The organism is Rhabdochromatium marinum, assembly GCF_016583795.1.
Lineage (GTDB): Bacteria > Pseudomonadota > Gammaproteobacteria > Chromatiales > Chromatiaceae > Rhabdochromatium > Rhabdochromatium marinum.
Genome location: NZ_NRRS01000036.1, coordinates 1 through 25,551, shown reverse-complemented (window position 1 = coordinate 25,551; position 25,551 = coordinate 1). Strand labels below are relative to the sequence as shown.

Here is a 25,551-nt window from a genome sequence, read left to right as displayed (position 1 = left end):
CTTCATGTCGTGGGGTTTTCCTGCTGTTCCTTGGCATCCCAGTCGGCCTTGATCTCAAGAATCTGTGGCAAAATGCTCTCGAATTGCTTAACCAGACGCGGCTCGAAATGCGAGCCACTGCCATCATAGAGTGCCTCCAGCGCCTTCTCGACTGGCCAAGCGTCTTTATAAGGACGGCGCATGGTCAGCGCATCGAACACATCGGCCAGCGCCACAATGCGCGCGGATGGGGGAATCGCCGTGCCGGCCAGACCATCGGGATAGCCGCTGCCATCCCAACGTTCGTGGTGACGCAGGGCGATTTCGGCGGCGAGACGAAACACTAGCGCCTGGCTTTGGGTAAGAATTTCATGGCCGATGCGGGTATGCGACTGCATGATCGCCCACTCTGCCGCATCAAGCTTGGCCGGTTTGCGCAGAATTGTGCCGGGAATGCCGATCTTGCCCATGTCATGCATGGGTGCGGCCAGTTCCAGATGCTCGCAGTCTGCCGGCGCCCAGTCACAGGCCGCCGCCAGCGCCTTGGCGTAGTGCGCCATGCGCCAAATATGCACACCGGTGTCGGTGTCATTGTAGTGGCTGGCGATGCCGAGCATGGAGAGTGCATCGCAATAGCTCTGTTTCAACAGCGAAGATTTCACCAGTGACAGGTGGGTCTTGACGCGTGCCTGCACGATCGGGGGTGAAAGCGGCTTGACGATGTAATCCACCGCCCCTGCTGCAAAGCCTTCTTCTTCGTTGCCAGCATCGGACATGCCAGTGACAAAAATCACCGGGATTGATTCGGTTGCCGGGTCGCGCATCAGCTGCCGGCATACGCTATAGCCATCGAGATCGGGCATCTGGATATCAAGCAGAATCAGTGCAGGATGGCAGCGCTCGGTTGCCGCCAGTGCCTCGTGGCCGCTGCGCGCAAACAGCAGCCGATACTGACCGCTCAAAATCTGCCGCATGGCGGCAAGGTTGTGGGGTTCGTCATCGACAACCAGAATGGATGATGTGTGGTTCATGCCGCCACCTCCTCCGGGTCAATATCAAGCTGCTTTGCCAGCGTCCTCACCGCCGCGTCGCCGGCAGCGGCATCAAGATTTTCGATGGCCTCCTGGATGGCTACGAGTTGTTGAGCTGGCAGATGGAGGGCAAGCGCTTTGATCGGCTCTTCGGCGCCCATTGGGTCAAAATTACGAAAAGCACTGTAGGCGGTGCGAATCAAGGGGGCCAGATCGGGGCGGTCCTGCGTAGGCGTGATTGCTTCCGATGCCTCAGCACGCGGCTTGGCGGCGTAATCGTCAATTGAGGCCAGCGCGGTAGCGAGTGCTGCCTGCAAGTCCGTTATCGCGGCGGCCAATTGCTCGGTTGCCTCAGGAATCGTGCAGACCTGTTCGAGCCTGGCGGCACAGAGGGCGACCTGATCAAGGCCGAGATTGCCGGCTGCGCCCTTGAGCTTGTGTGCGACTCGCGAGGCTTGCTGGGGAGGGACGGCGCGAATCCGCGTCACGGCATCACGGTATTCCTGTCTGAACTTGCGCAGATAGCGGCGGTAGACCTCGGCATCTTTCCAAACCCCCAGCGCTCGATCAAGCGCAAGTCCGGGAAAATTCTCAACGTTCTGGGCGGCGGGGGTGGGAGCGGGGGCTGACGCTGGCGCTGGGTTGGCCATCGCATGTTGGGTTCGCCGGTGTGTCAGATGCAAAATCATCGTGATGGCCTCTTCGACATCGAACGGCTTGGACAGGTAGGCGCTCATCCCTGCCTGCTCGGCAGCAACCTCTTGAGCGCGCATGGCACCGGCGGTGAGCGCAATCACCGGCAGATGCGCAAGATGGACATTGGCGCGTATCCGGCGGGTGGCCTCATGCCCATCCATGACCGGCATCTGCACATCCATCAGCACCAGATCAATCGCTTGCGGATGGGTTAATAGCCAGTCAAGCGCTTGCTGACCATCGTTCGCCAGGCTCACTCGCGCCCCCTCGTTGGCCAGGATGCGGTGCGCGACCTCGCGATTGATATCACTGTCATCGACCACCAAAAGGCGCAAGCCTATCAAGCGCCGTGTTTGCCGTGCCGTCGGTTCTGCGACGATGGGCTTGCCAAGGCGACGGCTGCGCGCCCGCATCACTGCGTCGTAAAGCGGAGATAGGGTCACGGGTTTGCTCACCACCGCATCAATCCGGCTCGCGTCTAAACGCGCTTGAATCCGATCGACCGGCTCGGCAGCCAGCACCATGAGCAGCGGCCAGCGCGTAGCGGGCAGTGCGGCGTGAATGGCCTGCGCGGTGGCTTGTGCATCAGCGCCCGATTCGTGCCAGTTGAGCAGCACCACAGCTCCCGATCCTTGCAAGGTCTCATCGTTTAACAGTTGCTGTAGCATTGTCGTGCCCGAGTCTGTTGCGCGTCCTGACCAGCCCAGAGCGGCGACGGTCGCCAAGAGTCCATCGCGCATGCTTGGCTCATCCTCGACCACCAGCACGTGAATTGGCACTGGTGGACGCACCGTCAGCGCATCCTTTGTCAGCCGTTCGAACGGCAGATCGAACCAGAAGGTGCTGCCCTCGCCAACATGACTGATTAGGTCGATGCTCCCGCCCATCAGCTCAATCAGTCGTCGTGAGATCGCCAACCCCAACCCGGAACCACCAAAGTGGCGCGTGGTCGACGCATCCGCCTGGACAAAAGGCTCAAACAGGCGCGCCTTGGTTGCCTCGGCAATGCCAATGCCCGTGTCCTTGATCGCAAACCGCAACCAAACCTGAGTGGCGTTGGTTTCTCGCGGCTCAATACGCACTTCAACCAGACCGGATTCGGTAAACTTGATCGCATTGCTGGTTAGGTTGATCAAAATCTGGCCCAGCCGCAGTGGATCCCCCAGCAGCGGCCAATCGCTGCACGGCGGTGGGACAATCACCAGTTCCAGCGCCTTGCGTTCAGCGGTGGCTGACATGATGGTCGCCAGATTGTCCAGCACCGTCGTGATTTGGAAGGGAATTTGCTCAAGGTCGATTTTGCCCGACTCGATCTTGGACAGATCCAGGATATCGTTGATAATTGCGAGCAGACTCTGGCCAGAGCGATGGATCTTACGTGCCAGCTCCTGCGCCTCCTTGGAAAGATGTTGGCGCTCCAGCAGATAGGCCAGCCCCATGATCGCGTTCATCGGGGTGCGAATCTCGTGGCTCATATTGGCGAGAAAGCGACTTTTATCGAGTACTGCCTGCTCCGCCTGTTCCTTGGCCTGAATCAGCGCCTGCTCCACCTCTTTCAACATCGTGATGTCGATGTGGGTGCCGGCCATCCACAGGGGTTGATCCTTGGCGTCGCTGCAGACCAGCTTGCCACGCACCAGCACCCAAACCCAGTGACCATTACGGTGGCGCATCCGCACCTCGCTCTCGTAGTAGTCGAGCTTGCGTTCTAGGTGGCGCTCCAACAGTGTTTGAGTGCGTTGCCAGTCTCCAGGGTGCACAAAGCGCAGCCAGGTGTTGAAATTCACCGGCGCGAGTTCCTCCAGGCGGTAGCCGATAATTTCTGCCCAGCGTTCGTTGAGGCGAAGTTGTCCGGTCTGAATATTCCATTCCCAGGTGCCCGCACGGGTGCCTTCGAGAATGTTGGCCAGACGCTGACGTTTATCGGTTAGTGCACGGGTGCGTGCCTCGACCAGTTCCTGCAAATGATTGTGGTGTTGTTGAAGCTTCTGCTCGGCTCGCTTCAGCTCGGTAATGTCGCGCGCAATGCCGAGCACACCGATCATCTGCCCCTGTGCGTTATACACGGGCGTTTTAATGGTCTGAAAGAGCGCCCGATGGCGATTGCTCGCGAAAACGATCGACTCCTCGCTTGTGCTGGCCTGCCCGCTGGTGATGACCGCTTGGTCATGTGCACGATAACTGTCCGCCACCTGGTGCTTAACAAAAGCGTAATCAGTCTTGCCGATGATCTCGGACGCTGGCGCCCCGTAAACCTCCTCCATGCGCCGATTACAGAGCATAAAACGACCATCGACATCCTTCAGCCAGATGGGATCAGGGATGGCTTGCAGCAGAATGCGCAAGCGGCCTTCGCTCTCGCGCAATGCCGCGTTGGCGCGCTCATGCTCCTGAGTACGGGCGGTAAGCTGGCGGTGCAGGAGAATCGTCCAGAGCGATCCGAGAGTGACTGCCAGCAGTATGGCGCTGACTATGGCAACAGACCATGGACAAACAGTAATGCAGAGCTGGGCTGGCGTGTCTGCGGCAACAGCAACGGCAGACGGGGTAAGCCACAGCGTCCCGAAGAGTGCTGAATGGAGTTCGGGGTGATAACGGAGACAATCCATAGCGCTTGTTCCTCGCGTCCTTTAACCACGCATATCAATAGAATACAAACCGCCGTATAGGCCAACAATCCCGTAAATAGGTGAATGCGCTCACCCCTTAGGGTGAAATGTACTCTACCCCCGCCCTTTTTTTGTCTCTATATCGTGTTCGATTGCATAACGGATAAGTTCGGCTTTGTTGCGTAATCCAAGCTTGCGCATCAGGTTATGGCGATGACTTCTAACCGTTTCTGGGGAGATAAATAAACGGTTTGCGATCTCGATCGATGTGAGCCCGTCGGCGAGCAATTCGAGGACTTCACGTTGCCGTGCAGTCAGAGACGTCGTACGAGTGGCTTGGTTTTCCGCCGCCGTTTGCGGAATCAAATCGGTGATCACTCCCTCAATGCGGTGCAACAGACCCAAGCTATCGATGTCGTATTGCTTAAATCGGGTGAGATCTCGCACCACCGACACCACACCCATAGTCTTGCCTGTTTGATCCAGAACCCGCGAGAGTCGAATCTGACGGTAGTGCAGCGTACCGGTGGCGGGTAAGCGCACAATTTCCTCAGCGTAGTCGATCATTTCTCCCCGCAGCAGGCGCAGCGGAGGCGCCTGATCAAGCGGGCGGGGCGTGCCGTCTGGATTGAATATCTCGACTGCGCCAACTACAGTCTCGATCTTTATCGGCAGCTCTGCTTTCAGACCAAATGCCCGCTGAGCCGCTGGATTTAAAAAGGTAACTTGTCCTTGCAAATCGATCATCCAGACTTCGTCATGCATGGTGGCCAGCACTAACAGCAACAGGTCACGCTCTTGCTGTACCTCTAAGTCGGCGTGCTCGATATCTGGCATGTTAATTATTGAGCAGCGGAGCCCGCTGCACACTCTGACCGGCCGACAAAGGTTCGGTTGACAGCGTTAACACCTTATTCCTGCTTTTTTTAATCATTGTGTTTGAGCAACATCACTAGATCGTTTAACTGGGAGTCAAAATCAAGCCCATGATTAAATAACTCCAGCATTTTGTCGATTTCAGAATCGAACAACTCTTCAATTTGTTGTTCTTGTTGCTCCGACAATCCCAACAAAAAAACTTGTTGCACCAGACGCTGGTTCAAGCTTTGCGTAATTGACAGGGTTTGCTGCTGTTGTTGCTGGTATTGCTCGCGCAAGGCATGAATCGCCCGTTCGACGGCGATCGCTGTTGCCTCAAGTTTGTGCGTACGTTCCTTGATTTGTGCTGTATGAATCAATGCTTGCGCGCCTTGTTCACACCCTTCGCCGATCATTGCCAAATAATCGCGCAAGCGCCCGCAACGATCACTGTCTGCAACCGGCATGTTGCGCACCAAAATGGAAACGTGGGGAAAATTGACAATCAACTGACGGCGAAACTGGAAAATACGCTCGAAATTTTTTACATGATCAAACACCGATTCTTCCAGTGGTGTAACACAGCCTTCATTGACAAAGGTTAAACATTCACCGGGCGGTCGCAACTGCACATGTGCTGTTAAACCGTAATTGCCTAAAACATCAATGATTAGCGCGGCAAGCTCTGGCATGCTTTGACAAGCCAAGCTACTGCGCAAGGCATGAATTACCAAACCATGCTCGCCAAGATCGGTGAGCACATCTATCAGCGCCTTATAGGTGGATTGTTTTTCCGCATGCAAGCGTTTTTGTTGGCTCAACATCTTGACAACGGTTTGCACCTTGCGCAGCACTTCATCCGGCACGGCAGGTTTGTTAATAAAATCGTCACCGCCCGAATCGTAGGCTTGCAGACGCTCTTCCAGGGTGTCATGCGAGGAAATAAAAATCACTGCTGGCTGCTGATCTGCGGTGACATCCTCCCGAGTTCGCAGACGACGACAAGTTTCGTAACCGTTCAAGCCCGGCATATCAATATCGAGCAACACCACATCGGGTCGAAAGGCGTCGAATTGCGCCAAGGCGGCCTCACCAGAGTCAACACATAGCGTCTTGTAAGTTTGTTGGAGTAACAGATTGACAGGCGCCGTCGAATATTCGTCATCATCCACCAGCATGACGCGGATTTCTGCTTGTTCGTCCACCGTTTTCTCCAATAAATTGGTTTGAGGTTTGAAAGAGTGGAATGCGAAATTGTTGATCTCAGCATGAGGGGGTCAGGTGTCGCGTTGCATCAGGTGTCGCATTGCAATCGTTCAGGATCCCCACTCTCTACATCGGCAAGGGGCTTTTAATCGGCTTGACCGCGAAACACTGCACCAGTGCGAATTCCAGTGCCTTTAAGGGAAGGTCGGGCCGGGCTACACGCGGGCTGCGGTAGCTGCCTTCTAAGTCGGATTCACTCATCCGATTTCTGCTGGTCGCCGGCGGTCTGATGGGGTGGCCGATGTTGTGCTCAATGCCTTTCGCCGATGTCGATTCAGACTCGCCTGGCTCTGGCGCAGCGATTGCGAATCGCAACCGCTTGCAGTGAAACAGGGGGCTTTCTGGCATCACAGCCCCCAGTCGAAGCCATTTCGAGATAATAATACACTGACATCGTCAGAGTTCCTTTTTAAACAAGAAAACAACCCTAGAGATTAAGTCAAAAAATGCACTCTGGCAACGAGAACACCATTTTATTGGAATGGCCAGCACGGAATTTACACCAAGTCTTCCGCTTAAGCGCTGATTTTATAAACATAATTATTAATACAACCACACGCCAAGTTGCACCAAAGACGGAAGAATCGCATCCTCCAGACGCATGTATGTAGGATGTGTAATAAAAAATCAAGGCGAACCGTAGGCTAAAACCACAGTAACGTGGAGAAAAAATCTGGGATTAAGAAGATAGTGTGCCGAGCTGTTACGCTTGATGCCGTAACGTTGGGCAATACAAGATAACGGAAAAGGTTGCTTAACTCGCTATCCGCGCTTACCTGGAAGGCGCTTACCTTAGAGACTCAGCTGTGTTTCGAGTCGTTAAGCCGTCGGCTCGGCTCATGAGTCCGTCGGGACAGGCAGCCGTAAACAAAACCAAGCTGCCAGCGTGGAGCAAACAAGCGCATCGGTCGAAGAGTTAACCGCATCTGTTCCCTGGCGGCCAGCATGAGCGCTGACCACCCAGGGTTTGAGTCGCTTGTTGCTAGTCGTCCTGCTCCCTCCGACTCAGCGCCAGGTTACGCTCAGGTCGGGAGAAGTTGTGGCAGGCGGCGCAGTCCTTGCCTTCTTTACGCACATGGCGCTCATGCACGCCGCTGAAATCGCGATCTTCGCGCTCGTTGTCGTGGCATTGGGTGCAGATGGCGTCCAGGTTGCCGTTCAGTTGGGTGACGCGCGTTCCAATGACCGCACTGGGCAGGGTTCTGAGCCCGTAGCCGAGACTGGCTAAATCGAGTTGACGCGGGCCGCCGCTGAGTCCGGCGTGACAGGAGCCGCAGCCGCGCGCATCACCGCCTAAAGCGTTGTCCTCGGGTTCAACGCCGTGGTTGATGGTCTGGTAGGTGAACACCGGCACGATTGAGGTGTTCGGTGGCATTTCTAGATCGCCCGGCGTGCCGGTGCAGACGCTGCTGACCAAGGCATTGGGCTCATCCAGACCCAGCCCCACCGCCACCGCCCGACAGAAGCTGCCAGAGCGGAAGAACTCGAAGGTGGAGTGACCGACTAGCTTGTTGTCGATTTCATTGCGGGCCAGCTTGCTCCAATGCGGTTTCATCGGATAGAGCTTGGCTGTCGTGCTGGACACATCGCCATTGGGCTGGCCAAGGACGTAGGCGGGATCGCCAGCGTTGAAGTTACCCGCGAAGCTCGCCGCGACGGTGGCATCCAGCGGAACCGTCGGGACGCCGTCCAGGGACTCTTCCAGGTAGAGCACTTCGCTGCTGCCATCGAACCAGGCATAGGTCGGGATCAGCGACGCAGCACCAAGTCCGCCCTTGTCTTCACGCGGCAGCCAGCCGCCGCGCCCATTGCAGGCGGCGGCGGAGGGGTGTGGGTCCTGCCAGTCGCGTGCGACCTCGGTGCCGACATTGGCCTTGGCATAGGCCGGGATGTGGCAGGTCTGACAGGCGACCTTCATGGCGTGTTTGTCACGGCTGGCGCCATCGGTGTTGCTGAAGTCATCATGCGGGCGATTGTCATGACAGCCGCCGGTCTCGCAGGTGAAGCGTTCGGCCACGTCATTGGGCCTGAGATCGAGACCGCGACCGCGCATCCGGTGTCCTTCGCCATTGTTGCCAACGGTGCTATGGCAATCCGAGCAAGTCAGATCCGCACCCTGCGGGCTCATGTGCATGTCGAGTGTGACGCTGGGGTTCGCGTTCTCCTTGGCCATGTCGCCGCGCTTGGTGCCGTCACCACCGCCGGCGCCGGCATGACAACTGAGGCAGGATTTGCGCGTGGTGGCATGGACGTTCTGGGCCGCTTGCAGGCTGGTGATCGGCATGGGTGTCATGGGCACCCCGGCGGGAAGGGTGTCGCTGCCGGCTGGCAGAAATTGGAAGTCAGCCGTGACCGGATCGACCTTGGGAATGCCAGAGAAGCTGCTGCGCAAAATCGAGTCACCATCGGATCGGACCAGCTGCCCATCCAGATCCTCGGTCATGTTCAGCAGCGAAAAATTGCTGAAGCCCAGACCGCTCGCCGTCCAGTCCGGGAAGCGTTTGTAGACCTCTTGATGGCAAGTGAGGCAGTCGATGTTGGCCAACTGCGCATGGGCCTCGGCGGAGGCAGGGTCGAGCAGCTCGAACTGGGACTGCGCCATTGGGAAACGGCCGTTGCCAACATGGCAGCCGGCGCAGGTAAAGCGCGGGGAATTCTCATGGGTGCCGCAGTAGGTGTTGATGCCGGTCGCGACCAGATCGCCGGCAGCCTTCGCTGGGCGTTCGCCAGCAGCGGCAAAATAGCCGGGAATGTTGGTGGTGTAGTCGTAGGCACCACCTTGCTGATAGTGCACCGAGCCGTGCATATCGCGCGCCTCGCCCTCATGGCAGGCCACACAGACTTCGGGGCCAGTGTAGGCGGTGATGTTGCAGTGCTCCGGAATGGCTGATGTGCAGCCGGTGACGGGTGTGTCGGAGATCGTAACTGGAACAGTCCCTTCAACCGGCAATGCTCCCGCAGCGGGGATCGTGGCGCCGAACAGCGCCGCTGTCTCGGCGAAAGTGTGGCGGATGCCTCGGTTAGAGTCGCCAGCATCACCCGCGAAGACATAATCGAATGTAGAGGGTTGGCCCAGTAAAGTCACTTTATGTCCATTCACGCTCCAATTCACACCCTCGGTAGCGAAGCGTGCATTTTGGATCGATAAACCCGCTGGTAGTATGATGGTGCTGGTTTGATTATCGATTAATTCCACATCACTGGCTAAGTCTGTTGGAATGGTATAGACATCTTCCCCACCGAAATCGGTATATCGCGTTAAACCATCCCTCGTGTTACCGGCAATAGTCACTGTTCCAGAACCACTATCGAGATAAATGGTTTCATCCGCGATCGTGGGTAGCGCTGACATTGACAGCACAGTCCAAACAAACAAAAAGAAAATAAATTTCATCACGCTTTCCTCTGAAATTTAAGAATTTTTCTCCACCCTGACAAGCTAACCCGTAGCACCTTAAGAAAACCTTAAGACCAGCGATGTTATTGCGGAGAAACGAGGCGCGGAGTCGAAAAAGGTGACAGAATTCACGCTTCCATTGGCGAGCGAGGGCGGCTTAGACCAAGCGGCGCAAGCGGACCTCGACCAGCAGGCCTGCGCCACGGTCGGCACCGCCGCTGGCCCCACTGCCGGCGTCACTGTTGGTAACAGTCTCGGCATCACTGTTGGCAACACTGTTGACACCCGTGTCGGCATCAAGCAGTTCAATGTCAGCCGCGTAGAGATCACAGATCCGCTGCACAATCGACAGGCCCAGCCCGGCTCCGGGTTCGCTCTGGCCGACCGGTCGATAAAAGCGATCAAAAACTCGTGCGCGGTTTGCGGCCGGGATGCCAGGCCCTGAGTCCTGCACATGAAGCAGCAGATGCTCGCGTCTTGCCATGACCATCACCCGCACCTGCCCGCCCATTGGCGTGTATTTGATGGCGTTATCGAGTAGATTGCCGATTAGAATCGCGAGCGGGGAGGGCGGAATGTCGGCAAGCGCGTCTTCGCCCGGTGGTGTGGTCAGCGTCAGAGCAATCTTCCTGGCTTGCGCAACGGGTGACTTGTCCTCCACGACCTGAGCGGCCACCGTGACCAGCGAGCAATTGGTCGCCTCGCCATCGCTCACCCGCTGGTGCAGGCGCGAAAAAATCAGCAGCTGCGAGATCAAATGGCTCGCCCGGTCGATGCCGCAGATGAGCTGCGCTAAGGCCTGGTTGCGCTCTTGCGGGTCTTGGCTACGCTGGGCAATCTGCGCATGCGTGCGAATGGCGGCGAAGGGGGTGCGCAGTTCGTGCGAAGCATCGGCGGCGAAATGGCGCTCGGCGCTCAGGGCCCGATCCAGCCGTGTCATGAGTCCGTTCAGCGCGACCGTCAGCGGGCGAATCTCGACCGGGATGCTGCGCATTTCAATCGGGTCGAGCTGCTCGGCCGAGCGGTGGGTGATTTGGCTGCGCAGGCGCCGCAACGGGCGCAGCCCCTCGGTCACCGCCAGCCAGATCAGCAGCACGGACAGCGGCAGCGACCACAGAATCGGGCTTAGTGCGTGGAGCGTCAGATACTCAATCAGCTCCTGGCGAATGGCGTAACTCTGGCCGACGTAGAGCATTTCGTCCGCCTCACCTGTTGGCAGTCCGAACACACGCCACCGCGTATCGGCGATGTTGTGATTGGAAAAGCCCGGCGCATGGCCCAGCGGCTCGTCGGGCGCCGCGCCAAAGTTGCTGATGAGCGTCGCCCCACGCCAGAGCTGAAAACTGATCATCGACTCATAAGCGTGGCCGATCGGCGAAAGCGCCTGGGAGGCACTGACAACATCGGGCAGGTTGCCGGCCCGCGTAATCTGTCGCAGCACATGCGCGGTCTGGGCCAGTTGGGCGTCCATCAGCTCGCCGACTTCGTGATTGGAGCGATTGACGGAGATTACCGCGACCGCGATCCAGGTCGTCGCCCAGACGACGAGCAGCGACAGCAAGAGTCGGTGCCGGATGGAGTTCATGCGGAGGGGTTCGAGACCAGGCGGTAGCCGAGGCCGCGCACGGTCAGAATGCGCGCTTTGCCGAGCTTGGCGCGCAGATGGTGGATGTGCACCTCAAGGGCATTGCTCTCAAGCGGGTCGTCCCAGCCATGGCCGCTGGCCAGCAGCCGCGCCCGTGGAACCACTTGGTCAGCCCGCGCGATCAGGGTTTCGACCAGCGCATATTCCTTCGGCGACAGCGGCAAGGTTTCACCGTCCAGGCTCAAGCAGCGGTTTTGAGTATCCAGCGCCAAGGCGCCCGCGCGCAACACCGCCGTCGCATGGCCGTTGCCCCGGCGGGTTAAGGCCCGGATGCGGGCGGTCAGTTCGTTCAGATCGAATGGCTTGGTCAGATAGTCGTCGGCGCCCGCATCCAATCCGGCCACTTTGTCAGTCACTGTATCGCGCGCGGTCAGAATGAGCACCGGGAGCGTCAGGCCGGCGGCGCGCAGACCGCGTAGCAGCGTAAGACCGTCGCGACCGGGAAGCCCTAGGTCAAGCACGGCGACATCGAAAGGCTCCAGGCGCAGGGCATGCTCCGCCTGATCGGCGGTCTGCACCCAATCGGCGGCATAGCCATCCTGGGCAAGCCCGGTCTTGAGTCCTGCACCGAGCAGGGGATCGTCTTCGACAATGAGAATGCGCATGGTCATTGACAAGCATAGCGGATTCGATCATCGCCCGCCGACTGCTGGCGTGTGCCGCTGGGCAGCCGGTGGTGGTGTCGAAGCATCTGTGCGACTGATTCGACAAAATTGTCGAGCATCCGCAGGTTTTGTCGATGAGCAAGCCGGGGGATCCGTTTTGGAAGGGTATAGATCCGCGCGATCGCAGCGATTGTTATCGTTGGCATGCTCTGTGCTAAAAGCTAATGTGCCATCCGTTTTTTTGCACAGAAAAGCCATAAAGGAATTCGCCATGTTGACTCGTCCCTTGTTAATCGCCTCCATGCTCTCCACCACGCTGATGACTGGTTCACTGTGGGCTGGGCAAGGCTCCGGCCTTAGGGCTGGATTGGCTGCCGGTTCCGGCCCGGGGGTGGGAAGCTTCGATCCCACGACCTGTCCGGCCGCCATGCCCTATGAAGCGGTCGATGCCATCGAAATCGAACATGTAGTGTTCATGCGCGAGGAAGAGAAGCTTGCACGCGATCTGTATCTGGTCTTTGCCGAGCAGTCTGGCTGGCCGCAATTTACCAACATTGCCGCCTCCGAGCAGCAGCACATGGAGGCGGTGAAAACCTTGCTGGAGAAGTACGCCATCGAAGATCCCATCCTGACGGATCAAGCCGGCGTCTTTACTAACCCTAAGCTGCAAGGGCTGTACGATACGCTGCTGGCCGCCGGGCAAGCCAGTGCCACCGAAGCCTTCCGAGTGGCTGCGCTGGTCGAGGAAGTGGATATTGCCGATCTGGATAATGCGCTGGCCGAGACCGACAATCAGGATCTGACGCAGTTGTTTAACAACCTTCAACGTGGCTCGCGCAATCATTTGCGCGCCTTTGTCAGAACCCTGGAATCCCTGACCGGCGCGCCCTACAGTGCCCAGCAGCTTACCCAGGAGCGCCTCGATGCCATTCTGGCGGATGGAATGGAACGGGGCGGCTCAGGCCAAGGCGGACAGGGTCGCGGTCAGCGCTGAAGGATCACTCGCGCCTCAGAGCAAACTTACCCATCTTGTAGCGCAACACCCGCTCGCTGATGCCCAATGCCTCAGCGGCGCGGGTTTGCACCCAATCCGCTTGTTCCAAGGCGGTGTGCAGCAGATCACGCTCGAAGGCGGCGAGGCGTTCCTGCAAGGGACCGGTGGTGACGCTTGGCGTGCGCACCTCGGCGGGCAGCTCGCTTGGGCGCAGTAGTGGGCCGCGCGCCAGGGTCAACAGACGCTGCAACAAGTGCTCCAGCTCGCGCACATTGCCAGGATAATCGTATTTGATTAGCCGATCCAAGGTCTCCGGCGCCAGGCGCGCGGTGGCGCCGGGGTGGCGGGCGATGATCTGCTCGATCAGCGCCGGGATGTCCTCGCGACGCTGGCGCAGCGGCGGCAGTTCGAGCTCCAGCACCTTGAGGCGAAAATAGAGATCCTCGCGAAAGCGCCCGGCGGTGACTTCGGCGCGCAGATCGCGATTGGTGGCGGCCAGTACCCGCGCATCCACGCTGATCTCGCGCTCGCCGCCCACCCGGCGGATGCGCTTCTCCTGCAGGGCGCGCAGCAGCTTGGCTTGCAGTGGCAGCGCCAGCTCGCCGACCTCATCGAGAAATAACACCCCACCGACGGCCTGCTCGAAGCGCCCGCAATGCGCCTTGGTCGCGCCGGTGAAGGCACCCTTTTCATGCCCAAACAGCTCGCTTTCAAACAGGGTCTCGGGAATGGCCGCGCAGTTGAGTTCCACGAAAGGCGCCCCAGCACGCGGACTCAGGGCATGCATCAACCGGGCGAATACTTCCTTGCCGGTGCCAGTCTCACCGCAGATCAGCACGTTGAAGTCACTGACGGCCATGCGTCGCGCCAGCGACAGCGCCTCGCGCATCGCCAGGCTCTCGGCCACCAGAGGCACTGGCAGCGGCAGGGATTCGTCCACTGCCTCTGGTTGAACCAATGCCTGCACATCTTCAGCCACCGACAGGCGTTGCTCGATCTGCTGGATCTTCTCCATCAACTGACCGAGATCAATCGGCTTTTCGAGAAAATCATCGGCGCCGAGCTTGAGCACTGTCACCGCCGTCTCTACCGAGCCATAGGCGGTGATCATGATGGCGCGCACGCCGGGGTTGAGCGCCTTCATGCGCGCCAGCACCTCTTCTCCCGGCAGCCCCGGCATACGCTGATCGAGCAGCACCAGGGCGATGGCTTGCTGCGCAAAGACCCGCAGCGCCTGTTCGCCGTTGTCCGCCTCCAGCACGGCATAGCCCTGATTGAGCAGAAAGCCGGCTAGCAGCTCGCGCTGCATGGGTTCATCATCAACGAGTAAAATGTTCATCATTCTTATACTACCGGCAGCCACAGGCGTACCCGCAAGCGTCCAGGTGCCGGGCTGTTGAGCGCAAGACGCCCATGGTGGGCCTGAACAATACGCCGCACGATGGCCAGTCCCAGGCCGGTGCCCTCAGTTTTGTGGGTGACCCAGGGTTCAAGCAGTTCGGCCAGCGGCTGCTCCATGGGTATTAGTCCATCATTGGTCAGACTCAGCTGCCACTCGTGACTGCCACCCGAGGCACTTGCCCGCTCGACGCGCACCAGCGCGATCTCCAATTGCCCGCCCTCGGGCAGCGCCTCACACGCATTGCCGAGCAGATTATCGAGCGCGCGGCGCAGCTGCGCGGCATCGCCCGGCACCCAGGCCTGCTCTGGCAGCTCAACCTGGAGGTGCGGCGCGCGCGCATCAAGCAACACGCGCTGCCCGGCCAGCGCGTCAGTGAGCAGTCGGGTCAGATCTACCGACTGGCGCTCGCGCTGCCCGGGGCGCGCATAATCGAGCAGGCGCGCGACTGTGCCATTGGTGCGCTGGAGCGCCTGAGTCACTCGCTCGATCAAGGCCTGCTGACTGGGGTCCAGACTAGTCGCTTCCAGCTTCAGGCGTTGCAGCCCCAGACCAATGGCGTTGAGCGGATTGCGAATTTCATGCGCAATGGTGGCTGCGGCGCGCCCCAGACTGGCCTCCTCGCGCTGCGCTGACAAACGCCGTTCATAGTCACGTAGCGCTTGCTCATGGGCACGTTGCACTCGCACCAACAGCCAGGTTCCCAGCGCACCGGTGGCTAGCAAGGCAAGCAGGAAACCACCAAAGGCGAGCCACAGTTCCCGTCGCCTCTGCATCAGGGGTTTGGCGTCGAGCTGCAGCACCAGTTCGGCTCCGGCAATGGGCGCACGAGCCTCGGCCTGGGTGATGCCTGTATGTGCTTCATACAAGCGCAGGTGCGGTGGCGCGTCGGTCGCCGGCGCGGACAAGAGCCCCGCACGCGGCTCGCCCTCCAGCTGTGCGCCAAGCACTCCGGGGAGCTGGCCAATGGTCTGGAGCGCCTGCGGCACGCTGATCGCCTCGCGTAACGCTTCAACCGCCGCGCTTTTCATCGCTACCAGAATACAGCCAGGACGCTGACCACGATCAACACTGAATGAAAACCCGGCGTCTCCAGACCAGGGACGCAGCTGCTCCAATGGTGCGCAGCGCAGCAGATTCCGCTCAGCTCCGTCGGGCGATCCCAACACCCAAGCAGGCGCCGCTGCTGGCCCGCGTTGAATGCCGATCAGCGCCAGCCCGGCTTCGGCGGCAAAGGCGGTCAGCTCATCGGCCGTGAAGGCTTCGATGTCGTCCAGATAGCGCACAAAGCGCGCGCTATTGCCGAGAAAGGCGGTCAAAATGGTATCAGTTGCCTCACCGGCCAGCACGGCACCCCGAGCATGGAGGCGCACCGCATCGGCGAGCAAGCGGCTGTGCTCTGCGGCTTCGGCGATGAACCGTTGTTCGGCGGAACGCGTCTGCAAAAAGAAAGCCACCAGCGTCAGGAGCATCAGCAAGCCGAACACCAGCAGATTCCCCAACCAGGGCGAAGGCAACGCGGGCGCACGGTGCCACCCTGTGTGCTGTGGCGATGCCACGCGCGTGAGGTCATCATCGGCGTCCATGCCCACCCCCGAGTCCGCCACCGCCGGATCCAGAACCTCCAAACCCATTCCGGCGCCCGCGACTCAGGCGGCGGCGTACGCCAGTCAGGTCAAGACTGCGACCACCGGTGCCCAGCGGACTGATTCGTACCCTGTTTGTATCTATACTCGCCGGCCACACCCGCACCGCCATGCCGGGCTGCCAGGCGATGGTTCGGGTGCGCTCGGTCTGGGGGATTCGCTCGGGTGCTTGTCCGGGAGCATCTTCGAAGGCCACCACCAGCACCTCTGGCTCAATGTCGATCAGCGTGCCCAGGCGCGGTTCCGAGTCAGCCATGAGGGTCCCGGACAAAGCCAGTCCAAGTAGCCCCCACCCCAACAGACCTCTCGGCCACTGCCGACGGTTAAAAATCGTGTTGATAGCCACAATGCCCGACCCACTGGGTAAAGGCTTCCGCATCCAGGGTCGAGCGGCTGTCAAGCCACTCCAAGCCACAAAACCAAGCGCCCGGATCGCGCCAGTGCCACAGCTCAAGCCCCAGCCAGCGTGGCCGGTCCAGGCGTTCCAGCTGGCGGGGCGCGTGTTGATAATCCAGGCGGGCGCTGCCCACCTCGGCACTCAGGCTGAAGCGATCGGACGGGTCAAAGCTCAGGATCAGCCGCGCACCCGTTTGATGATAGGCATCGAGCGGAATCGAGCTGTGGCGCCAGCCCTGATCCAGCCCCACAGTCAAACTCAGGCGGGCACTGACCAGCCAGGTGGTGTCGAGTGCCAGTGCATCCAGTCGATCCGCACGCCGCCGGGCGCTGAAGGAGTCGCCTTGATTGCCCGGACCTCCTGCCCCCGGGCCATGAGGTCCGGGCATGCCAGCTGATCCTTTTTTCGGCGACAGGCCACTCGGACGCCCCACCCAGGGCAACACCCGATGACGATAGGCGAACCAGCGCCGCTCGCCCAGCAGGGAAGTATCCAGGCGCGCTGTTAAAGCACGGGTTAAGAGCACCCCCAGCGCCGTCTCATTGCGCTCATCAGCCGGTACCAACTGATCGCGATACCAACCGCCCGTGCCCCAGACATTTAGTTGGCTGCGCCCAAGTCTGCCTAACCAGGCGACATCCCAATCAAGCCGGCCGCTGTCGTTGGCTCCAGCGGCATCACGCAACCACAGGTCTCCACCAAGACTCCAGCCCTGGAGCAATGCATAGCGCAACCCCATGGCGACCTGCGCAAAGCCCAACTCCGGCCCATCCTGACGCTGGGCGGGATTACTGTCATAGCCTAGGCTCAGGGCTGTGGTCAGAGGCTGGTCGGCCGCCACCACGGTGCCAGCGCTTCCGCACTGCGCCAGCACCAAGGCGAGCACCAGAACCAGGGCCAGGATGGCATCCCTGGCACCGGGGCTCAAAGGTACACGCCAACTCTAGGGTGTGGGTGCTTGGTGCTGCGCAGCCACCCCGGTGGAGAATTCGTCCTTATCCAGCACACCATCGCCATTGGTATCCAGATCGGAGAAACTCGGCGCATTGGCCAGTCCGCGCATTTGATAGCCCTGTTGCGAGCGTTCGGCGATGCGCTGAGCGCGGGTCTGCTCGAATTCGCTCGGGCTGACCTGGCCATTGCCATCACTGTCGAAGTCGGTAAAAGCCGGCATCATACGCATAGCACCGGAAACACCGGCAACGCCCGCAGCGGTTGCAGCACCAACGGCCGCTCCCATTTGGGCACTGGCCATGGCCGAAACGCTGAACAACAGCGCAATCCGCATCAGTGCAACCGCCGACCTGCTTGGGGAAAAAGCATTGATAGTAAACATGGTTGTCTCCTTAAGACTCACAGGGAGGGTCGAGTATAACGAGTTCGCTCGGTAGAGAAAGACTTCAGTTTGGATTCAGCTTGACGCATTAGGGTGCGGACATTCACTACTGGATGGCGCCAGTGCTGGTGGCGGGTCATTTGACGAGCAAGGAAAACTATGGTGACTTGGTGCAAACCGCCAATGTTAAGCCAAGAACCACTCCTCTTTGCCGCTTATGCCATTAGCCCGCAAAATCATTCTCATCATCTGTCTCGGCATGGGCACAGTGTCCGTTGTTCAGATGATTTATATGGAATGGTTACTCGAGCAGTCCATTCTCGAGCAGACGAAAAACCAGGTGATAGTGTTTCTGAAAGGGTTGGAGCGTGACATTTTCCGCCTGGGCGGACCCACTGCTGGCGCACCTTTACAAGGCCTGCTGGAAGATGAAATCGCTGATCAGGATAATTTTCACACTTTCTCGGTCCGCTCCCTCTATATCTACAACCCCGCAGGCATTCTGCTTGCCGACACCCGGCCGGGAGTCCATGGAGCGAAAGACTTGAGTGGACACTACGGCGATGTTTTGCGCACTGGACAACCCTATATTGGCGAAGAGATTGAGTGGGAGCCGAATCCCCAGAGCGGTGAGGCGGTGCCGCAGATCGATATCATCGTGCCACTGAAGAAAGACGATCAAACTTTGGCCGCCATTGAGGCCGAACTTGACTTGCGCGCCACTATGGCGATCATTTCCTCCACGGATGATCGCTTCGAGCGCGATTTCCTGCTAATGGTGCTAGCCGGAACGCTGCTGATGCTGGTCATTGTGTGGCTGGTGATGTATCGCAGCCTGGTTGCGCCCCTGCTGCGTCTGGGCGAGATCACCGGTCGGATCTCCAAGGGCGATCTGTCCGCGCGGGTTGAAGGACATCAGCGCAACGAGATTGGCGCCCTCGGTCGCGCCATCAACCGAATGGCAGATAGCATCGAGAAACTCATCCGGGAGATGGAAGATGCCTCCCTCGGCATGATGAAATCCCTCGCCAAGGCGTTGGAGGCCAAGGACGCTTACACGGCCAGCCATTCCGGACGAGTCACGCGCTATTCGGTGCGACTCGGGCGCTATATCGGTCTCACTGACGCGGAACTTGAACTCCTGCGTCAGGGTGCCCTGATGCACGATCTGGGCAAGAGAGGCCTTCATCGCCATGATCAAGACCGAGCGGCCAGGGGTATGAGTCACCTCCAGCGGCGCCAGCGAGAGCGCGTACACCAGCCCAATCAGTCGAGGCGAGTCGATGCCTCGTCGTCAAGCTCGATGACCCGGTTGCGCCCGGCAGCCTTGGCCCGGTAGAGCGCGGTGTCGCTGCGGCCGATCAGGCTGACGGCGGTGTCGCCGGGGCGATAGCTGGCGACCCCGAAGCTGGCGGTGATGGAGCCGGGGATCTCTGCAAACTGGTGGCCGGCAATGTCCCGGCGCAGCTCCTCAGCAAGGCTGAGCGCACCCGAGGCATTGGTGTACGGGCACAGGATCAGGAACTCCTCGCCGCCCCAGCGCCCGGCGCGGTCGGTGGCGCGCTGGCGGGCTTGCAGCAGCCGGGCAAAGGCGATAAGCACCTGGTCGCCGACCAGATGGCCATGGCCGTCGTTGATCTCCTTGAAGTGGTCGATGTCGAGCAGAATCACCGCGAGCGGCGCCCCATAGCGCTCGGCGCGGGCGAACTCGCGCGCCAGCTCGGCGTCGAGCTTGAGGCGGTTCGGCAGGCCGGTCAGGGTGTCGGTGGTCGACAGCTGCTCGAGCCGGGCATTTTGGGTCTCGATCTCCCGCTTGGCCTGCGCAAGCTGTTCGAGCGCAACATCGGTCTCCCGCTTGGCGCGGGCCATGCGCCGGTTCCAAAAGATAAACAGCCCCAGCAACAAAGCGACGGCTATGAGAATTTGCGCCAGCAGCCTGCGATCAAGCACCCGCTCCTGAGTAACGGCTGCCCATTTGCGATAGATGCGGTCGCGCTCGCGCGGGCCGATCTCGGTGATAGCCTTGTTGAAAATGTCGCGCAGCAGTGGCTCGTCGTTGCGCACGCCCATGGTGAGCTGGCTGTCGAGCGGCAGGCGCCCGCCGATGCGCAGATCCACCAATCCATAGCGCTGGATAGCAAAGCCGATGGCCGCAGTCAGGCCGATGTAGCCGTCAACCTCGCCAGCGAGCACGGCACGCAGAGCCTGCTCAATCATTGGGAACTCCACCAGCTCGATGCCAGGATAGCGTGCGCGCAGATCCTCGATCACCGCATAGCCGCGCACCACAGCGAAGCGCTGATCGGCGACACGGTCGAAATCTTCGATGAACAGCCGCCGGTCGGCAATGGCGATCACATAGGGCACGCGCACCAGCGGCTGGGTGAAATCGAGATAGTGGGCGCGATTGGGCGTGGGCGTGGCCAGAGCGACGATGTCGCAATCGCGTGCCTTGGCCTTGCGCAGCGACCCGACCCAGGTGCGCGTGGGCACCAGCTCGATTGGGATCTTGAGCAGCGAGCTGAACAGTGCGCGATAGTCGCTTCCCATACCAATCTCATGGCCGTCGGCATCAATGGCGTCGAAGGGCATCCAGTCGGGATCGATGCACAGGCGCAGCCGCCCTTTTTGCGTCAGGTAGCGACGCTCGGCCGGGCTGAGTATCAGCGTCTGCGGCGGGTGGCTGTTGTGTGTCAGCCAGCGTTGGCGCAGCTCTGCGACTTCCATATAAGGGATGGCGTCCATGCCTTTCTCGATGATACTGAGCAGCTCAGGCCAATCCTTGCGTACGCCGATGTGCCAGGGGCGGGCCGTGCGGTCGAGCGCATCAAGATGGCGATATTCCAGCGCTGGCAGCAGTTCCTGCTCGGCGATGTAGGTACCCACGGCCTGACTGATGAGACCCGCAGCCACCTCGCCATAAACCACCGCCTTGAGCAGCGCGCGGGTGGACGCATACGCTACCAGTTCGACCTCAGGGTGCTCCCTGGCGATGGCGCTTGCGGCGGCACCGCCCTTGAGCACGGACACGCGCTTGCCGCGCAGGTCATCGAAATTTTGGATCAGCGATCCGGCGGGCACCACTAGGGCCAGGTAGTCCTTGACGTAGGCCCGGGTGAAGGCAAGAAACTCACGTCGGGTCGGCGTCTCAAGCAGGGAGTGCAGTACATCGATTTCGCCGGCGCGGGCGCGGGCGAGCAGCTCGGCCCAGCTCAAGCTGCTGATGAATTCAAACTCCAGGCCGGTGCGTGCCGCGATCAGGCGCAGATAATCGATGGAGAAGCCGGCCGGCTGGCCGTTATCGACAAAATCGTAGGGCGGATAGTCCTGCTCGTTCTGTACCCGGATGCGTGGATGCGTCAGCAGGAAGGCGCGTTCGTCCGCTGTCAGCTCGACCCCGGAGATCCGCGCGGTCGAGACAGGCGGTGCTTTAAGCCAGCGCTCACGCAACGCGGCCAGCTCGGATGGCCGGATTGCCTGCTGCGCCTTGGCCAGAATACTCGCCAACAGTGGCCAGTCGCCGCGCGCCGCGAACAGAATATCCAGCAGGCCGATTTCCTCCAGGTAGCCCTCAATTTTAAGCCCAGAGAAGCCCTCATGGTTGACGTAATACCCCAGCACCGAGCCGAACTCTGGCATCACATCGGCGCGATTCTCAGCCACCGCCCGCAGCCCCTCCTGAGGTGAGCGGATGAACACTGGGGTGACCCGCTCCCCATAGGCATCAAGGAACCAGCGCGTGGTTTCGGTATCGAAATAGAGCGCGACTCGCAGCCCAAACAGATCTTCGAGTCGCTCCACGGGCTTGAAATTAGTGCGCGTGGCGAATTGAACCGCTTCGCGAATCATCGGTGGCTCGATCGGAATGCCACAATCGAGGTCCAGCGAAAAACGGTCGATAGCCTGAATCAGATCAATGCGCCGCGCGCAGAAGGCCTCAGTCAGCTTCCGCCAGTCAGCGCTTTGCACGAACTCCAGTTCCAAGCCAACCTTGCTCGCCAGCAATTGGAGATAGTCAACCGAGTAGCCGGTCGAGACGCCATTGTCGATAAAGTCGTAGGGTGCCCAGTGTTGCTCGCTACTGACGCGGATGCTCGGATGCGCGGCAAGGAAGGCGGTCTCGTCGCTGGTAAGCGCCAACTCAGCTGCGACCAGCCCCGGTGCCGGCAGGTTGAATAGCAGGCAAAACAGCAGGTACAGCGAAAAGTGGAGCTTAGGCATCTGGGGCGGGTACAGGTGCAAATTCTGGATTATACCCGGACAGTCCTGCGAGATGCTCGAAGCGCTCATCGCCCAGCAGTTCTCAATTTAACCCCCTACCCAGTGTCAGGGATTTTGCCTTCCAGTTCATTGAGCATAAATTTCAGCAAATGATCCCAACTCTCGAACGACAGATATTGCAGCAAGGCTCTCAGATGCTCAAAGAAAGTGCGACGAGAGGGCAATAACCCGCGCACGGTGCGATAGGGCGTGTCATCAATTCCTCGGGCGCAGCAAAGGCGGATTGAGCACGAAGATTCATGCTCGAACCGATGCCTTGGGTAACCCAACGGGTTTTTATCTGACGGGAGGACAGGCCTCGGATTTGGTCGGTGCCGATCACTTGCTGGTCGATCTGGAGGTCGAAGCACTGCTCGCGGACAAGGCCTATGATGCGGCTGAGCGGGTGCTTGATGTGTTGGAAGCGTGCGGGGCGATAGCGGTGATTCCACCGAAGCGCAACCGCCTGGTCCAACGCGCTTACGACAAGGAATTGTATAAAGCGCGCCATCTGATTGAGAACTTTTTCTCGAAGATCAAGCAGTTCAGGGCGATTGCCACCCGATATGACAAGCTGTCTCGCAACTTTCTCGCCGGTGTACACTTGGCCTCAGCATGCGTCCTGCTTAATTGATGACAGGCCCTAGCAGAAACGCTCCCACAACTCGACATTGAACAGCATCGCCAGTCCGCTCGGATGGCCAAAGAAGCGGCGGTTGTCGCCGGCGGCGAGGGAGCGTTCGGCCGGCGTGGGGGAGGGCGGTTGCAGGTCGGTCATGGAATCAGGCGTGCTCGGGTCAAGATGATGCCATCCGCCAATCGTATGCTGACGGATCCATCCGGCGTGCAAGGCAGGTGCTAGACTAGCTCGCCTGATCAACGACCTTCATCCGCAATCATGCTGCTGTCACTGCCAACAGCCATCATTCATCTGGAAGGATCGCGACTCATGACCTTCCTGGGCAGCCTGTCGCTGCTGTGCGCAACCCTGCTGATGCTGCGCATCCGGCGCATCCCGTCCGTTTGGTTCACGCTCGCGCTCCTGATCTTGGGACTGACCTGGGGCTTGAGCCGACTGTGGGTCGCGGATGGCCTGTCCGCCTTGCTCCCCGGTGCGAATCTCGCGTATCTCGGGTTTCTGGTGTTGCTTTTGGTGGTGCATCGCCAAAGCCCCAGTCTGTTCTCGCCATGGAGCATCGCGGGATTCTGGTTTCTGCTGGTTTTCGTCGCCGGGGCGATTGTCGCCACCCGGGTGGCGACCTTTCAACTTGGCCTGCCGAGCCTCGCCCATGCCGATGCGCTCCATGGCGCGAGTGAAAGCCTGCTGTCCGTCAGTGATTTTCTGATCGCGTTCGGCGCTTATCGGCGTTTGCGGTTGGCAAAACCTCAGTCCGTGATCGAGGCTGGACCGTCCGCGCTTGACGTATCAGCTCCGGTAATTGGCCTGCCATCGAATCAGTCCACAATCCCATGACGCGCCCGTTTATTATTGTCCTGGCGGTTGCGATGCTGCTCGCGCCGACACTCGCCCTAGCCGGCGAGGCGCTGCCGCTGACTCTGCTGCACTTCAACGACTTTCACGGTCAGCTCGATCCGGTGGAAGATCAGGGAGGCACGCCGACCACGGGTCAGCACCTGGGCGGGATCGCCCGACTTGCCGGGCTGGTGGACTCCATCCGCAAAGAAGATCCAACCCGGCCGGTGGTGCTGCTCTTCGGTGGTGATCTCCTTCAGGGCAACGTCACCTCGACGGTTTTTCTTGGCCTCCCGGATATCCAGATTCTGACCGAAATCGGCGTGGATGCGGCGGTGATGGGCAATCATGAGCTGGATTACGGCCAAGAGGTCTTCCGCCAGATTCTCGCCACAGCCGGCTTTCCCATCCTGGCCGCCAACCTCGAGGTCACGCCGATTCCGTTTCCAACGCCGGCGACCCTGGTCCTGCATCCGCCGAATGGCCCGCGTATCGGGATCCTTGGCCTGGTTACCGAGGAACTGACCACCACCACCTATCCACGCAACACCAGCGGAATTGCCATGCGATCCGCCGCAGAGATCGAGGTGGTCGTTGGCCACAACGCGCGACGGCTCGACGCCAGCCGCGCGGTCATCCGCCGCAACGAAAGCAACTTCGGCGACTGGGTGGGCGACCTGGCCCGCGCCCAGACCGGAGCCGATGTGGCCTTGTTCAACGCCGGCACCTTCCGCGCCGGCCTGCCAGCCGGCGCGGTGCGCCTGCGCGATCTCCACCAGGCCTTTCCATTCGGGAACGAACTGGTCACCGCCACCATCAGCGGTGCCAGACTTGAGCAGGTGCTGAACCGTTCCGCTGCCCTCGACCCACGGGGTGATCCCGGCGGCTTTCTCCAGGTCTCCGGCGTGCGTCTGATGATCGCAGACGGCACCGCCCAAGAAATTCAGGTCGGCGGCAAGCCGCTGGACAGAGACGCCGACTACTGGCTGGTGATGCCGGATTTCCTGACCGCTGGTGGCGACGGCTATGCCGAACTCAAGGACTTACCGGATGCGACGGAGACCGGGCTTCTCATTTTGGATCTGGTGACCGATGCCTTTCGCCAGCAAGGCCGAGTGGATGTTGGGATCGACGGGCGATTAGTGCGCCGCTGAAGCGCCCCTGGAAGGCCTGAGTTCCGTCAAATGTTCCCGATGCTTCGCCGCTTGCGAGGCGAACGCATCGGGTCTAGACTTTCACGTTCGCGGATGTCTCCAGGCAACCGTTTCCATCATGCTCCGCTGTCAGGATAACGCCTTGCAAGTCACCATACTCACCGTCGCGACCACACCGACTGCCGCCGATTCCCAATCAGGCGGCAGGGCGATTCCGCGTGCGCGTGATTTCGCTCGCGCGTTCTCCGCCAATCAACTTCGCACATCACCGCGCCGCTGCCACCGTAATCGCCGACCCTTCGGCAAAATACCAGCGCGCACGTGCTGATCGCCTGACCGGTGACCCCCGTCAGTCGATCTGGCGGGGTTGAGCAACACCGGAGCGTCCAGGCTTCCCTCCCGAAACCTCCTGTTCGCAACGCCATCCCCGCCGTGGTTTGGCCGCCTTGGCCCATCATGGTCAATGGCGGTTCGATCATCTCGGCGTCGATCTTGTTCCAAGATGCGCCGGATCAACCCAGCCGCTCACGGGCGGCGAGGAGGACAACATGCCCATTCGGAAGGTGTCCCGTCCCGTGTGATTATTTGCCAAAGAGGAGCCATCCTTTGTTCCTCGCTCGAGCAGTTCTTGAAGCACTTATCGCCGAGCTCAAGGCGGATTGCCTAGAGGCTGAACGACCCCTATCTCGACCAGCAACCAGCGACGATCAGACCATGGAGGCATGAACGATGCAGGTTCGACTTCATAAAAACGCCCGCACCACCCCGGCCGTTCGTGCGGAGCTGCGCGCCTCGACGTTGCCCA

The 25,551-nt window shown here is 60.0% G+C and carries 20 protein-coding genes; 5 read left to right on the top strand and 15 right to left on the bottom strand.

The annotated features are described in order from the left end of the window. Positions 1-2: 2 nt before the first annotated feature. From CKO36_RS11370 to CKO36_RS11340, 8 genes are all read right to left on the bottom strand, one after another. Entirely contained in the window at positions 3-1,010 is a 1,008-nt protein-coding gene (locus CKO36_RS11370; RefSeq protein ID WP_200284178.1) for a response regulator, read from the bottom strand. Further along, positions 1,007-4,315, bottom strand: coding sequence for a hybrid sensor histidine kinase/response regulator (locus CKO36_RS11365; protein WP_200284177.1), 3,309 nt, complete (start codon positions 4,313-4,315; stop codon positions 1,007-1,009). The genes CKO36_RS11370 and CKO36_RS11365 overlap by 4 nt, the downstream gene beginning before the upstream one ends. Before the next feature lie 114 nt (positions 4,316-4,429). After that, positions 4,430-5,152: a LuxR C-terminal-related transcriptional regulator gene (locus CKO36_RS11360; RefSeq protein ID WP_200284176.1), complete on the bottom strand. Its 723-nt coding sequence runs from the start codon at positions 5,150-5,152 to the stop codon at positions 4,430-4,432. 89 nt (positions 5,153-5,241) lie between these two features. After that, positions 5,242-6,378: a response regulator gene (locus CKO36_RS11355; RefSeq protein WP_338053464.1), complete on the bottom strand. Its 1,137-nt coding sequence runs from the start codon at positions 6,376-6,378 to the stop codon at positions 5,242-5,244. A gap of 127 nt (positions 6,379-6,505) precedes the next feature. Beyond that, positions 6,506-6,640: a hypothetical protein gene (locus CKO36_RS20125; protein WP_275957848.1), complete on the bottom strand. Its 135-nt coding sequence runs from the start codon at positions 6,638-6,640 to the stop codon at positions 6,506-6,508. Between the two features lie 781 nt (positions 6,641-7,421). Continuing rightward, positions 7,422-9,524: a hypothetical protein gene (locus tag CKO36_RS11350; RefSeq protein WP_200284175.1), complete on the bottom strand. Its 2,103-nt coding sequence runs from the start codon at positions 9,522-9,524 to the stop codon at positions 7,422-7,424. A 469-nt stretch (positions 9,525-9,993) separates the two neighbouring features. Beyond that, positions 9,994-11,421, bottom strand: coding sequence for an ATP-binding protein (locus CKO36_RS11345; RefSeq protein WP_200284174.1), 1,428 nt, complete (start codon positions 11,419-11,421; stop codon positions 9,994-9,996). Then, a complete protein-coding gene (locus CKO36_RS11340; protein WP_275957847.1) occupies positions 11,418-12,092 on the bottom strand; it encodes a response regulator in 675 nt (224 codons plus the stop codon). The genes CKO36_RS11345 and CKO36_RS11340 overlap by 4 nt, the downstream gene beginning before the upstream one ends. A 265-nt stretch (positions 12,093-12,357) precedes the next feature. Between CKO36_RS11340 and CKO36_RS11335 the strand changes: the two genes are divergently transcribed. After that, positions 12,358-13,080, top strand: a complete 723-nt coding sequence (locus tag CKO36_RS11335) for a DUF2202 domain-containing protein (RefSeq protein WP_200284173.1) — start codon at positions 12,358-12,360, stop codon at positions 13,078-13,080. 4 nt (positions 13,081-13,084) lie between these two features. Here CKO36_RS11335 and CKO36_RS11330 read toward each other — a convergent pair whose 3' ends face one another. The 5 genes from CKO36_RS11330 to CKO36_RS11310 all read right to left on the bottom strand — a co-directional run bounded on the left by CKO36_RS11330 (position 13,085) and on the right by CKO36_RS11310 (position 17,858). After that, on the bottom strand, positions 13,085-14,422 hold the full coding sequence (locus CKO36_RS11330) for a sigma-54-dependent transcriptional regulator (protein WP_242469548.1): 1,338 nt from the start codon (positions 14,420-14,422) through the stop codon (positions 13,085-13,087). Positions 14,423-14,424: 2 nt separating this feature from the next. Then, complete coding sequence (locus CKO36_RS11325; RefSeq protein ID WP_242469547.1) at positions 14,425-16,113, bottom strand: sensor histidine kinase; 1,689 nt, start codon at positions 16,111-16,113, stop codon at positions 14,425-14,427. Then, positions 16,052-16,381 carry a hypothetical protein gene (locus CKO36_RS11320; protein ID WP_200284172.1) on the bottom strand — a complete coding sequence of 110 codons (330 nt, stop codon included), beginning with the start codon at positions 16,379-16,381 and terminating at the stop codon, positions 16,052-16,054. The genes CKO36_RS11325 and CKO36_RS11320 overlap by 62 nt, the downstream gene beginning before the upstream one ends. 67 nt (positions 16,382-16,448) lie before the next feature. Then, positions 16,449-17,450 (bottom strand): hypothetical protein, encoded by a 1,002-nt coding sequence (locus CKO36_RS11315; protein WP_200284171.1) that lies wholly within the window; start codon positions 17,448-17,450, stop codon positions 16,449-16,451. Between the two features lie 15 nt (positions 17,451-17,465). Then, the gene (locus tag CKO36_RS11310; RefSeq protein WP_200284189.1) at positions 17,466-17,858 is read right to left on the bottom strand and encodes an EF-hand domain-containing protein; all 393 of its coding nucleotides are present in this window, start codon (positions 17,856-17,858) and stop codon (positions 17,466-17,468) included. A gap of 292 nt (positions 17,859-18,150) precedes the next feature. Here CKO36_RS11310 and CKO36_RS11305 point away from each other — a divergent pair, with 292 nt between their 5' ends. Further along, the gene (locus CKO36_RS11305; protein WP_200284170.1) at positions 18,151-19,197 is read left to right on the top strand and encodes an HD-GYP domain-containing protein; all 1,047 of its coding nucleotides are present in this window, start codon (positions 18,151-18,153) and stop codon (positions 19,195-19,197) included. On the opposite strand, the gene CKO36_RS11300 is transcribed toward CKO36_RS11305, so the two are convergent. Further along, on the bottom strand, positions 19,125-22,079 hold the full coding sequence (locus CKO36_RS11300; protein ID WP_200284169.1) for a transporter substrate-binding domain-containing diguanylate cyclase: 2,955 nt from the start codon (positions 22,077-22,079) through the stop codon (positions 19,125-19,127). The genes CKO36_RS11305 and CKO36_RS11300 overlap by 73 nt on opposite strands. Before the next feature lie 139 nt (positions 22,080-22,218). Between CKO36_RS11300 and CKO36_RS11295 the strand changes: the two genes are divergently transcribed. After that, entirely contained in the window at positions 22,219-22,752 is a 534-nt protein-coding gene (locus tag CKO36_RS11295) for an IS5 family transposase (RefSeq protein WP_200284188.1), read from the top strand. Positions 22,753-22,761: 9 nt separating this feature from the next. Here the strand turns inward: CKO36_RS11295 and CKO36_RS11290 are convergent, their stop codons facing one another. Beyond that, a complete protein-coding gene (locus CKO36_RS11290; protein WP_200284168.1) occupies positions 22,762-22,968 on the bottom strand; it encodes a hypothetical protein in 207 nt (68 codons plus the stop codon). Between the two features lie 48 nt (positions 22,969-23,016). On the opposite strand from CKO36_RS11290, the gene CKO36_RS11285 reads away from it, so the two are divergent. Together CKO36_RS11285 and CKO36_RS11280 are read left to right on the top strand one after the other, a co-directional pair. Then, the gene (locus CKO36_RS11285) at positions 23,017-23,592 is read left to right on the top strand and encodes a DUF3593 domain-containing protein (RefSeq protein ID WP_200284167.1); all 576 of its coding nucleotides are present in this window, start codon (positions 23,017-23,019) and stop codon (positions 23,590-23,592) included. After that, on the top strand, positions 23,589-24,746 hold the full coding sequence (locus CKO36_RS11280; RefSeq protein ID WP_200284166.1) for a bifunctional metallophosphatase/5'-nucleotidase: 1,158 nt from the start codon (positions 23,589-23,591) through the stop codon (positions 24,744-24,746). The genes CKO36_RS11285 and CKO36_RS11280 overlap by 4 nt, the downstream gene beginning before the upstream one ends. Positions 24,747-25,551 lie beyond the last annotated feature (805 nt).